Here is a 13221-nt window from a genome sequence, read left to right as displayed (position 1 = left end):
AGATGACTCTTGGGCCGCAGACACCGCTGGCGTCAGCCGGTCACTTGTCACGACGATCGACCTCACTCGGCCTCGAGCCGCGCCTGACGATCCGCGGCCACGAGTGCGTCGAGCAGTGCGTCCATGTCGCCATTCAGCACGGCATCGAGATTGTTTGCCTTGTATCCGATCCGGTGATCGGTGATCCGGTTCTCCGGAAAGTTGTAGGTGCGGATGCGTTCGGATCGATCGACCGTCCGGATCTGCGCAGCCCTGCCCTCCGCGGCCGCGGCGTCGGCCTCCTCCTCGGCAGCGGATTGCAACCGCGCAGCGAGCACCTGCATGGCACGGGCTTTGTTCTGAAGCTGCGACCGCTCGTTCTGGCAGGTCACGACGATCCCGGTGGGTAGGTGGGTGAGACGAACCGCCGAGTCGGTGGTGTTGACGCCCTGCCCACCCTTGCCCGACGACCGGTAGACGTCGATCCGCAGGTCGGACTCGTCGATCTCGACCTCCTCGACCTCCTCGGGCTCCGGATAGATCAGCACGCCCGCGGCCGACGTGTGGATACGCCCCTGCGACTCGGTCACCGGGACACGTTGCACGCGGTGCACGCCGCCCTCGAACTTCAGTCGCGACCACACACCGTCGCGCGAGGGCTCGCGGCCCTTGATCGACAGCGTGGCCTCCTTGTAGCCCCCGAGATCGGACTCGGTGACACCGAGGACCTGGGCCTTCCATCCGTGCCGCTCGCAGTACTTGAGATACATGCGTGCCAGGTCGGAGGCGAACAGCGCCGACTCCTCGCCGCCTGCACCCGACTTGATCTCCAACACGACGTCGTCGGAATCGTGCGGATCGCGCGGTGCGAGCAGATCGGTCAGCGTCGCGTCCAGAGATTCGACCGCAGCCTCGAGAGCGGGAATCTCCTCGGCGAACGCCGCGTCGTCTGCGGCGAGTTCCTGTGCGGCGGCGAGGTCATCGCGCGCGGTCTGCAGCTTCGAATACGTCGCCATGATCGGCGCGAGCTCAGCAAATCGCTTGCCCACCCGTCGCGCATGCGACGGATCGTCGTGCAACGAAGGGTCGGAGAGCTGCTGCTCGAGCCCGGCTTGCTCGGCCAGAATGTCATCGATGGCTCCGCCGTTGGCGCCGCCTGAAGCGTCGCGCGTCTGCGCGCTCTTGTTCACCGCTCGTCCTCCTGATACTTCCTCGCCCGACGAATCGACGCCTGACCACACCAACCGACGCCTGGCCCAACCAAAACGACGCCTGGCCTGACAAATACAACGCCTGGCACAACGAAAACGACGCCCGACCCGGTCTGTCTGACCGGGCGGGCGTCGTCGGGATAGCTACTTGGCGTCTGCGTTCTTGGTGCGCTTGCCGTAGCGCTTCTCGAAGCGCGCGACGCGGCCGCCGGTGTCGAGGATCTTCTGCTTGCCCGTGTAGAACGGGTGGCACTGCGAGCAGACTTCGACGTTGATCCGACCGTTCTCGGCGGTGCTGCGGGTCTCGAAGGTGTTGCCACAGCCGCAAACGACCGTGGTCACGTGGTAGTCGGGGTGAATTCCCTGCTTCATTCTGGTGTCCCTTTCTATGGTCGCCGGGTCACCGCCGCGATTCGGCGGTGTGAACCGGTACCGGACTCGACCGATCAGTATGCCATCGCCCCAGGCCCAGACGGAAATCGCAACCTGCTGGTTGGCGACGACCGCGGGCGCCGGAACCGACTCGACTGCCTGTCACCCGCCTCAACACGGCCCCACCCGTATTCATTCCGGCGCAGCTCTCACTCCGCCGAAAGCGCCACACGCTGCGTAAACGTGCATACGTGACGCGTCGAAGACGTGCGTCGACGCTTCTTGTGAAGGTAAGCCTTAGTTTACTGTGCCTTACCTAAGTTATAGTCGTGCGAGCCGCTCCAACGCCGCAGCGGGTTGCATTCGCATCTAGAACCCACATCCCTACGAGAGGACCTGCGTGCACGCGATCCGGAGACCACACCTGGTGTGGGATCACAGCGACGAAAAGAGCAGCTGCGGCGTCGGCTTCATCACGCGCAAAGACGGCAGGGCAACGCATGACGTCATTGACATGGCACGTGAGGCGCTCTGTTCGGTACCCCACCGAGGTGGAATGTCGGCGCTCGGCATCGGCGACGGTGGCGGCGTGTCCATGGATCTGTCCCGACGCTTCTTTCGTTCGGTGACCGGCCGACCCGACCTCGAGCTCGGCCGATTCTGCGTCGGCAACTTCTTCCTCCCGCCGTCGCCGGCCGCAGCAGCGAGAGCCACGCGACTCATCGAGCGCACGATGCACGACCGCGGATTCACCGACCTGTGCGTGCGCGATGTTCCCGTCGACCCCTCGGTGCTGCGGCCCGCATCCGCGGCAGCGCAGCTCCCGATCCGGCAATGGGTGTTCGCCGCACCCGTTCCCTGCCCCGATCCGGCCGATCTCGACCACCTTGTCCAGCAGGCACTGCTGCACATCGAGTCGATCGCCTACACCTCAGACGAGTTCGCGGGCCTCTATCCCCTGTCGCTGTCCGCACGCACGCAGGTCCTCAAGGGCAGGCTCTCGTCGAACGAGGTCGTCGACTACTTCACCGACCTCGCCGATCCGGACCACCGCGTCCACACGCTGTATTTCCACACGCGCTTCTCCACCAACACCGACCCGCATCCCACGATGGCCCAGCCATTCCGGCTCCTCGCACACAATGGCGAGCTCAACACCGACAAGAAGAACCGCATCGCGCAGGTCACCGCGGCCGCGGCATCCGGGAAGACCATCTCGCGACCGCCGGGCCAATCCGATTCCAGCAGACTCGACCAGACCGTCGCCGCGCGTGTCGTGTCCGAGCGCGTCGACCTCGTCACCGCGATCGTGTCGATGATGCCGCCCGCCTGGGAGAACGACACGACACTCGCCCCCGAGGTTCGGGCGATGTTCGAGTACTTCTCTCTCTACGAGGAGAAGAACGATGGCCCGGCGGCCGTGGTGTTCGGCGACGGCACTGTCATCGGCGCACGCCTGGACCGACTCGGACTACGCCCCCTGCGCACCGTCGAGACCGCCGACTACCTGTGCGCGTTCTCTGAGGCGGGACAGATCTCGTTCCCACCGGAGCGCGTGATCGCCCGTGGGCGTGTCTCCGCGGGCGGGATGATCTACTACGACCATCGCGAGCACCGCAGCTACACCACCGAACAGGCGTACGCGAAGCTCGCCGCGGCACGCGACTACCCGGCACTCCTGGATGCCGCGCGGGTCGAACTGACAGCGCTTGCGCCACAACACTCTTCACGCATTCCCGAGAACGGCGATTCGCCGACCCTTCCCTGCGACGATCCGACGCTGACGGACCATCAACGCTTCCGCGCGTATCACCTCGACCAGGAAAGCCTGCGGTACTTCGTCGACCCGATGATCGACGACGGTGTCGAACGCGTCTCCGCAATGGGTTTCGGCAACGCGATCAATGCGCTCACCAATCGGGAGCCCAGCGTCGCCCGTTACTTCTCGCAGCGATTCGCGCAGGTCACCAACCCACCGCTGGACAGTATCCGTGAAGCGGACGGGATGTCGCTGCGCGTTGCGCTCGGCGCCCGACCCCAGATCAGCAAGATCGCCACGGCAACAGCGCATTCGAACCGTCAGATCATCATCCCATCACCGATTCTCGACGCTGCCGCACTCGACGTGTTGCTCGCACAGGCCGAATCCCCCGTCCGCGTCTTCGACGCCACTTTCGCATTGCCGGAGGTAGCCGAGGGTGCCAATACGGCAGGCGACGACACCGCTGCGGTCGTCGACGCCGTCGATCGGGTGTGCACCCAGGTCGTCGAGTTCGCCTCCGCCACCGGCGGAATCGCCGTCCTCAGCGACCGTGCGGTCAGGGCCGATCGTGCCGCTTTGCCGATGATCTTCCTCGTCTCTGCGGTCAACCAGCGCCTGATCGCCTCGGGCACACGGCTACGCGTGTCCCTGGTGGCGGATTCGGGCCAGATCGAGTCGTCGCATCATCTTGCCGCGATCCTCGGCTTCGGAGCCGCTGCGGCACATCCACATTCGGTTGCGCGGCGCGCCACGCGCTCCGGTGATCCACAGGATGCGGCGACGGGATTCGCTCGCTGGGCCGCGGCAGCCACGAAGTCACTCATGAAGACCATGGGCCGCGTCGGATTGTGCACCGTCGAGAGCTACATCGGTGGCGAGTTCTTCGAGCCGAACTTCCTCGACACCTCCGACCCCATACTCGCAGAATGGTTTCCGACGATGCGCTCGCCTGCCGGTGGAGCCGCGCTTGCCGACGTCGTCGACGCCATCACGGGTGCTCACCGAGCCGCGATGGCCACACCGGCCGCGTCGTCGGACAAAGACCTCCCACTGCTCGGGCTCTTCAAGGAACGCGCCGACGGCGCAGGCCACTCCTTCGGCGTCGCGGCTGTCCGCGGCTACGGCCAGATGACCTCGGAGAAGCTGCAATTCGCCACGGCGACAGTCGACTCCGTTCGCGCCGACGAGGCCGGTGCCACGGATCTTCTACGACTGCTCACGCTCGGCGACCTCGACGACGCGTTCGGCGAGACCGCGCAGTTGTACTCGTCGAGCAGCTACGACAGGCTCAGCGATACCGAAATCGACGCATTCTCCATCACCGACGCCTACCGCGCATTCGCCGACGACCTCGCGCGGACCCGGGCGGAACGCCCGAGCGCCGTGCGCGACGTCCTCGACCTTCGTCGTGCCGAGACACCCCGTGGGCTGACAGATGTGCAGCCCGCCCATGAGATCACCGCAACCTTCGCGTCCGGAGCCATGAGTCATGGCGCCCTCGTAGCCCAGGCACACGAAGCAATTGCCCACGGCACCAACATGGTCGGCGCGTTGTCGAACAGCGGCGAAGGCGGCGAGCACTTTTCGAGATACGGCACGCTGCGTGCGTCGAGGATCAAGCAGTTCGCGTCGGGAAGATTCGGAATCTGGGCGGGGTACCTCGCCGACCCCATGCTCACCGAGCTCGAGATCAAGATCGGTCAGGGCGCGAAACCAGGTGAGGGAGGACAACTTCCGGCACCCAAGGTCACCGTCGAGATCGCCGCGGCCCGCGGTGGCACTCCGGGCGTCGAACTCGTCTCTCCCCCACCGCATCACGACACGTACTCGATCGAGGATCTCGCGCAACTCATCCACGACTGCAAAGCAGCGCGGGTGCGTGTGATCGTGAAGCTCGTGTCGTCGGAGGGCATCGGAACCATCGCCGTCGGAGTCGCCAAGGCAGGCGCCGACGTGATCAACGTCGCCGGGAACACCGGCGGCACCGGCGCGGCGTCGGTCACCAGCCTGCGCTACGCCGGACGTGCAGCCGAGATCGGCCTCGCCGAAGTGCACCAGGCGCTCTGCGCGCACGGTCTCCGCGACAAAGTTGTCCTCCGCGCGTCGGGGGCTCATCAGACAGGTCGCGACGTCGTGGTCTCGGCACTACTCGGCGCCGACAGCTTCGAGTTCGGCACCGCCGCCCTGATGATGATGGGCTGCGTGATGGCCAAGAACTGCAACATCAAGTGTCCGGCTGGCCTCACGACCAATCCCGAACTGTTCGACGGGGATCCGCGCGCCATGGCGCAGTACCTGCTCAACGTCGCGCACGATGTGCGGGAGATTCTCGCCGACCTCGCACTTGGAGATCTGCGCGCGGCACGCGGTCGCACCGACCTACTCGTCGGAATCGACCACCCTGCGATCGTCGGGCGCCTCGACACGGCGCCGCTCCTCGCGCGCGTCGACGGCGAAGCCATCACCGATCCGGTCTACCTCGAGGCCGACTTCTCCGTCGACGACTCGCTGCTGACCCAGGTGCGCGAGTCGCTCTTCGACGCCGGGGCCACCAGTGTCGTCACCACCCCGACGATGCTCGGCAACCGGAACAAGAGTGTCGGTGCGCAACTGGCCGTCGACATCGAGCGCATCCTCAACCACACCGCACCCGACGACCCCGCTTCCGAACACCCCACTTCCGAACACATCGACCTGGCGCCGACCGTCTACGTCGACGAACGCGGGCGTCGTTATCTCGCACCCGATTCCGTCACCATCCCCACGTCGGGGTCTGCAGGGTTGTCCTGCGGCGCCTTCTGCAACGACGGCCTGCGCCTCGAGCACACCGGTACGTGCAACGACGGTGTGGGAAAGTCGATGTCGGGCGGCGCGGTCGTGGTGCGTTCTCCCGGTGGAGGTTCGCCCGCGGAGGGCGGCAACGTCCTGGTCGGCAACTTCGCACTGTTCGGGGCCACCGGTGGACGCCTGTTCGTCGAGGGTGAAGCCGGAGACCGCTTCGCCGTACGCAATTCGGGTGCCACCGCAGTGGTCGAGGGCATCGGCGAGTTCGGTTGTGAATACATGACCAACGGCGCCGTCCTCAACATCGGCGGATTCGGCCGAGGACTCGGCAACGGCATGAGCGGTGGCTCTCTCTATCAATACGATCCGGCCTGTGTGCTCGCCGACCGGATCAGTTCGGACTCGGTGCTCGTCGGGGCGATCACGGGGGTCGACGACCCGCTCGCCCCGATCCATCACCACGCGGTCCATCTACTCCTCGAGATGCATGCGGAGGCAACCGGTTCCGCGCTCGCCACCCGGCTCCTCGAGAACTGGGAGACCGAGCGGCACTACATCAGCTACGCGATGCCGCGCGCCCTGGTGACTCATCAGGACGCCCCGACGCTGTTGGCCACGCTCGGTCACCGCGCACTCGTCGACGAACTGTCCGGGTCCATCGCCACCGACCAAATCAGGACTCTCAAGCGACATGTCAAAAGCCAGACGCCGATACTCGACGGCCGCGTCCCCGACTACGGTCACACCGATGACGCCACGATGTACCGGCTCCTCAACGCGTTCACCGTGTTCCATCTCGCCCGCGAGATCGCCCAGACGCGTCTACGTCGTTCGAGATCGACGGTCGTCGGTGCGGATTCGCGGTCGGAACACCTCGTCGCGCGAGCCGCACGCAACCTCGTCCTGACCGAAGACTTCGACCTCATCACACGCGTGGGCACGTTCGTCCGCGACATCCTCGCCGACTACGACGAACAACAGATCGCCGCGCTCATCTCCGCCAAACGGATCGACGACTACAAGCGGGCGCTCGCCGCCCGCAACGTGCGCTCCGTCGACGCGCCGGCGACCTACGGCTGGATCATGCACCAGGACAACCACATCCGTGACGTGTTGGGTTCACTCCCCGACTTCGACGCCCTGTTCGCTTCGCGGACCGTGCCGACGGTCGTCGAGGCACTCGCGGCTGCGGAGCCGCACAGCCCCGTCGCGGCAGCGACACCACACAGCCCCGTCGCGGCAGACGACATCGCACCTCTCTCACACCCGAAGGCGGGATGACATGCAACTGCCCTATATTCCCACCGACATTCCCTTCACGGGCGACCAGAAAGCTTGGCTTGCAGGCTTCCTCGCGGGCCTGAACACGAGAATGACCATGCCGCAACCGGCCTCTGCGCTCGGCGTCGGACACACGCAGGCCGAATCGACGTCGGCCGGACAGTCCCAGCCATTGCTCATCGCCTATGGCACCCAGACCGGAAACGCGGAGATGCTCGCCGAGAAGGCGAAGGCGAAGGCCGCGGAGATCGGCCTCGATGCACGAGTCAGCGACCTTGCCGACCTCGACCTCGCCACGCTCGGCACGACGACTCGACTGCTCGTCGTCACGTCGACCTACGGTGAGGGCGACATGCCAGACGACGCCGAGGACTTCTGGCAGGCACTCGCCGCGCCCGAGGTCGGTCGACTCGACGGGCTGACATTCGGCGTTCTCGCACTCGGGGATTCGATCTACGATGGCTTCTGTCAGGCGGGCAAGAATGTCGACACGCGGCTCGCGGAACTAGGTGCGACACGGGTCGTCGAACGTGTCGACTGCGATGTCGACTATCAGCAGACGGCCGACGAGTGGCTGGCGCGGGCACTACCCCTGTTCGCGCAGGCCACATCTGAACCCGAATCGTCGACCGATGCGCAGGCGGGCGAAACCGGAGCCGCGACGACCGTCGCCGAGATCACTGACGTCGAGATCACTGGGACCGGCAGATCCGACGCAGCGAAGTCGCCGAAGCCGGCACGCCAACGCAAGTCGACGTGGGGTCGCAAGAATCCCTACCCGGCGACGGTGATCGCCAACAGCGTTCTCTCCGGCACCGGTTCGGCCAAAGAGGTTCGGCACCTGGTGATCTCGCTGGGCGACAGTGGCATCACCTACGAGCCCGGCGACGGACTGAGCGTCGTACCGCGCAACGATCCCGCGCTCGTCGACCGCATCATCGACAGGCTCGGTGTCTCACCGCAGACACCGGTCGTCGATCGCAAGGAGCAGCGTCTGCTGCGCAAGGCACTGCTGCACCGCTACGAGATCGCGACAGCGTCGAAGTATCTCGTCGACTACATCGCAGCTCGTAGCGGCGATGCCGAACTCACCCATCTCGCCTCCACCGGCGACCGCGAAGCGCTCGACGCGTGGCTGTGGGGTAAGGACGTGCTCGATCTGCTCAACGTCGACGAGTCGCTGACAATCACCCCCGACGAACTCCTCGCGGAGTTGCAGCCACTCGCCCACCGCGTCTACTCCATCTCGTCGAGCCCGCGGGCACACGCCGGCACCGTCCACCTGACGATGGCGACGGTCCGCTACCGGTCCGGCGAGCGCGACCGCGGTGGGGTGTGCTCGACGCACCTCGCAGACAGAATCGCCGACGACGAGACGATCGGCGTGTTCGTGACACCCAACAAGTCGTTCCGCCTCCCACCCGACGACGCGAAGGTCGTCATGGTCGGACCGGGTACCGGCATCGCTCCGTTTCGCGCATTCCTGCACGAGCGGGCCGAACGCGGTGCGGCGGGCAGCAACTGGCTGTTCTTCGGCGATCAACACGAGGCGTGCGATCACATCTACCGCGACGAAATAGACCAGTTCGTGGCCGACGGACTGCTCGACCGCCTCGACCTCGCGTTCTCACGCGATCAGGAACACAAGGTCTACGTGCAGGACAAGATGCGCGCTCACGGAGCCGAACTCTTCCGCTGGCTCGACGACGGCGCGTACCTGTATGTGTGCGGCGATGCGACTCGAATGGCGCGCGACGTCGACGATGCGTTGCACGAGATCATCGCCGAGCACGGCGGACACAGCGCCTCCGGGGCGCAGGATGTGGTGTCTCAGCTCAAGAAGGACAAGCGGTACATGCGTGACGTCTACTGACCTCGCCTCGATAAGCAGTTGAAAGGATGGCAACGATGCCAGCCAACCCGCCCGATCCCCGACAACCGACAACCGGCTCCGCGCGACGTTGCGCACGCGACGGCGCATGCCGCTGCAACCGGGCAGCACATGCCAGCGAGCTCGACGCATTGCTCGCCGACCCGCAGTTCTCGGGACATCTGTTGCGGGGCAACGCTTCCGCTATCGGGCCACACCTACCGCTGCTCGATCAGATCGTCGGTGTGACCGTTGCGGGACCTGTCATCCTCAACGATGTCGGCGTCCACGAGACGCCAACGGTGATGGGCGGGCCGATCCGCTGCCGCCCCGGCAGGGTGTCGTTGCGCCTGCACCCCGATCATCTCGGCGCCGCTCTCGTCAGCGAACCCGCCGCGCAGGCGCCGCCCATGCTCCGACTCTTCGACACCGACGGAAACACTGCCCACGCAACGTATCTGACGGAGGCGTCGGACAGATTGGCATTCGAGGCCATCGGACTATCTACCGACACGTTCTCGTCCGACGGCCCGCCCGACGTCGATATGGCGAACGAGGCGCCGGAGGTCGTCGTCTGTTCCGACGACTCGCTCGACGATCAGGTTGCCCAGCTCGACAGCATCCTCGTCGACGGAGGGGTCTCACGCCTTGCCTCGATGCCGGCACGAGAAGGCTTCGCACGCATCGAATCTCGCCAGGCCGTCGCTGCGCTCGAGCATGCGGCGCTACACGGTGTGGAACTGACGATGGCCGCGACGGCCCCCGGTTGTGTCCAGTTACATCACGATCAGCTCGACGGCGCACGCGAACACGAGGGACAGATGCTATTGGCGTCTGGCCGCGGACGGGCGATGATCAACTTCAATCTCGTCACCGAGTGCTGGGTGACCTGGTCGCAGGGTGTGTGGGGTCCGACCGGGTCCATCGAGATCTACGACCGCCACGCGCGATGCGGAATGGTGATCACGCAGACCGGCGCGGTACCGCCCGCGATGTTCGACGCGTGGGATCACCTGATGGCCGAACTGGCTGCCTGAACCGACCCTGCCCGACGACCCGATCGGTTGCTGATGGTGTGGCCGCGAGGTCATGTTCGACGACACGAAGCGCTCCGCACGAACACCGTTGGTAGACAACCACACCCGTCGAGGTGAGGTGGCGCGACTGAACGGTCCAGTGGTGTGCATGGTCGAGGTGTGTGAGTGACATGCCTCCACTGTGATGTAATGGCATTGTGCATTTCAACCATTACGGACGGGATGCAGTTGCGCTGGCCGTCGACTTGGCCAATAGCCCTCCGAGGGACGCGGACGAGCTCGTCGCCAGATGCGACACAGCAGGTTTCGTGTTCGACGCCGAGGACATCGGTCCCGACGACCTAGATCAGACGCTCGACTATCTCGAACACTGGCGGAATGTCGCGCGCGCCACCGACGAACAGACGCGCGCAGACCTCTTGAACGACTTGCTGTTACAGCACGCTGCCGCTCCCCGACTCACCAACCACGCGCAGACCGGGTGGCATCTACACTTCCGCGACGACGACGTCGCGGGCTGGCAGCAGATCTGTGTGCTCATCTCTGCCGCGACCGCGCTGCACCTCACCGGACGCGGCATCGACCGCATGGGTGCATGCGAACTCGCCGAATGCACACATGTCTTCGCCGATACGTCGCGCAACGGGCGGCAGCGCTACTGCTCACCGGCGTGCGCGAACCGAGCAGCTGTGCGACGCCACCGCGCCGCACATCCCAACGCAGGCCAGCGACGCTGACCCGCCAGTGGCCTTACTGTGTGTCAGTCGTCCTGCTGCGTCAGTCGTCCTGCTGCGTCAGTCGTCTTTCATGGCGCCGGGGGCGTTCGACTGCACCTGGAGCAAGAACTCGTAGTTGTTCTTGGTCTTCTTGAGCTGGCTGATCAGCAGGTCGATGGCCTGCTGCGAGTCGAGTCCGCTCAGCACGCGACGGAGCTTGTGCATGATGGCGAACTCCTCGGGAGACATCAGCAGTTCGTCCTTACGGGTGCTCGACTGGTTGACGTCGACAGCCGGGAACACACGACGATCCGCGATCTTGCGGTCGAGCTTGAGCTCGGCGTTACTGGTGCCCTTGAACTCCTCGAAGATCACCGTGTCGCCGGTCGAACCGGTCTCGACCAGCGCAGATGCGATGATCGTCAGCGATCCGCCGTTCTCGATGTTGCGAGCGGCGCCGAGGAATCGCTTCGGCGGGTAGAGCGCCGTCGAATCGACACCACCGGACAGGATGCGTCCCGAAGCGGGCGACGCGTTGTTGTACGCACGGCCGAGGCGGGTGATCGAGTCGAGCAGCACCACAACGTCTTTGCCCTGCTCGACGAGGCGCTTGGCGCGCTCGATCGCGAGCTCCGAGACCGACGTGTGGTCTGACGGCGGACGATCGAAGGTCGAGGCGATGACCTCACCCTTGACCGAACGCTGCATGTCGGTGACCTCTTCGGGTCGCTCGTCGACGAGGACCACCATGAGGTGACATTCGGGGTTGTTGATCGCGATCGCGTTGGCGATGTCCTGCAGGATCGTCGTCTTACCTGCCTTCGGAGGCGACACGATCAGTGCGCGCTGCCCCTTGCCGATCGGCATGATGAGGTCGATGACGCGGGTGTCGAGTTGCTCTTTGGCGGTCTCGAGACGCAGTCGCTGGTTCGGGTACAGCGGTGTCAGCTTGTTGAAATCCGGTCGCTTACGGGCGGATTCGACATCTGACCCGTTGACCGAGTCGAGACGCACCAACGGATTGAACTTCTGTCGCTGATTCTGCTGCTCGCCATCACGCGGCACCTTCACGGCACCGGTGATCGCGTCGCCACGACGCAAACCGTTCTTGCGAACGAGATTCATCGAGACGTACACGTCGTTGGGACCGGCGAGGTAACCCGAGGTCCGCACGAAGGCGTAGTTGTCGAGAACGTCGAGAATGCCTGCGACAGGCTGCAACACGTCGTCTTCGGAGATCTGCGGCTCGCCGCCACCCGATCCGTCACGGTCACGTCCACGGCGACGTTCACGGAAGCGACGACCGCGGCGTCCGCGACCACCTTCGCCATCGTCGTCGCGATTGTTGTTGTCGCGATTGTTGTTGGGGCCCTGGTTCTTGCCGCTGTTCTGGCCGCCCTCGCTGCTCTGGTTGCTTCCGCCCTGCTGAGCCGAGTTCGAGCCGTTCGAGTTCGAACCGCCCTGCCCACCGTTGCGGTTGCGGGTGCGGTTGCGATTGTTGCCGCCCTGGTTCGACGCGTGGTCGGACTCGCCGCGCCCGTTGTCACCGCGATCGTTGTCACCGCGCCCGTTGCCACCACGGTCGTTGTCACCGCGGTGATTGTTCGACTGGTCGCTGTCGGTCCGAGTGCTCTGCGCGCTCGACTCCACCGACGCACCGTTCGCCGAGTCGGTAGCAGCACCGTCGGCATAGCCACTGCTGGCAGGAGTACTGCCGGCAGACTTCTCCGACTGCGGGCTCGCAGTGGTCTCGGAGGTGATCGTCATCTGCTCCGGCGCAGCCTCGGCAGATGTCGCGGTCTTCGTACGGCGGGTCGCGCTGCGGACCGCCTTGGGAGCCTCACCGGCAACAGCCTCGGCCTTGGGTGCGGTTGCCTTCTGTGCGTCGGCGGCAGGTGATCCTGCGCCCTGGCGCTCCTTGATGGCGGCGATCAGATCGCCCTTGCGCATTCCGGACGTGCCCTTGATGCCCAGCTCACCTGCGAGTGAACGGAGTTCGGTCAGCACCATGCCGGAGAGGCCTGCGCGCGGCTTGGTCTTGGGTGCGCCTTGGTCGTCGGCGACGCTTGGCGCGGTGATCAGGTCCGTATCAGTCACGGATGTCCTTTCGTTCCTCCGCAGTCAGATGCTGCATGAGGTCGTGATATCGCCTACTGAGGTGTCCGACGCCGCTCGATCGGCTCGACGCGTCGTCAACCTTCAGAGGAAA

General features: G+C 65.3%; 7 protein-coding genes. 4 read left to right on the top strand and 3 right to left on the bottom strand.

Features of this window, described 5'->3' with window-relative positions:
* Positions 1 to 62: 62 nt before the first annotated feature.
* Both prfA and rpmE read right to left on the bottom strand, forming a co-directional pair.
* The gene (prfA, locus tag A5785_RS02110) at positions 63 to 1169 is read right to left on the bottom strand and encodes a peptide chain release factor 1 (RefSeq protein WP_064864361.1); all 1107 of its coding nucleotides are present in this window, start codon (positions 1167 to 1169) and stop codon (positions 63 to 65) included.
* A gap of 165 nt (positions 1170 to 1334) precedes the next feature.
* Entirely contained in the window at positions 1335 to 1562 is a 228-nt protein-coding gene (gene rpmE, locus A5785_RS02105) for a 50S ribosomal protein L31 (RefSeq protein WP_005179448.1), read from the bottom strand.
* Positions 1563 to 1971: 409 nt separating this feature from the next.
* On the opposite strand from rpmE, the gene A5785_RS02100 reads away from it, so the two are divergent.
* From A5785_RS02100 to A5785_RS02085, 4 genes are all read left to right on the top strand, one after another.
* Positions 1972 to 7389, top strand: coding sequence for a glutamate synthase-related protein (locus A5785_RS02100; protein WP_442902832.1), 5418 nt, complete (start codon positions 1972 to 1974; stop codon positions 7387 to 7389).
* 1 nt (position 7390) lies between these two features.
* Positions 7391 to 9262 carry a sulfite reductase subunit alpha gene (locus tag A5785_RS02095; protein WP_005205752.1) on the top strand — a complete coding sequence of 624 codons (1872 nt, stop codon included), beginning with the start codon at positions 7391 to 7393 and terminating at the stop codon, positions 9260 to 9262.
* A 35-nt stretch (positions 9263 to 9297) separates the two neighbouring features.
* Positions 9298 to 10296, top strand: coding sequence for a heme transporter (locus tag A5785_RS02090; RefSeq protein ID WP_331710798.1), 999 nt, complete (start codon positions 9298 to 9300; stop codon positions 10294 to 10296).
* A gap of 197 nt (positions 10297 to 10493) precedes the next feature.
* Positions 10494 to 11033 carry a CGNR zinc finger domain-containing protein gene (locus A5785_RS02085; RefSeq protein WP_039855515.1) on the top strand — a complete coding sequence of 180 codons (540 nt, stop codon included), beginning with the start codon at positions 10494 to 10496 and terminating at the stop codon, positions 11031 to 11033.
* Positions 11034 to 11090: 57 nt separating this feature from the next.
* Here the strand turns inward: A5785_RS02085 and rho are convergent, their stop codons facing one another.
* Positions 11091 to 13109 (bottom strand): transcription termination factor Rho, encoded by a 2019-nt coding sequence (gene rho, locus A5785_RS02080; protein WP_005205755.1) that lies wholly within the window; start codon positions 13107 to 13109, stop codon positions 11091 to 11093.
* Positions 13110 to 13221: the final 112 nt, after the last annotated feature.

The sequence above is a fragment of the Gordonia sp. 852002-50395_SCH5434458 genome (genome assembly GCF_001665905.1).
Classification (GTDB): Bacteria; Actinomycetota; Actinomycetes; order Mycobacteriales; family Mycobacteriaceae; genus Gordonia; species Gordonia jacobaea.
Note: the sequence above shows the minus strand (reverse complement) of the source record. Positions and strands in the feature narration are given on the sequence as shown.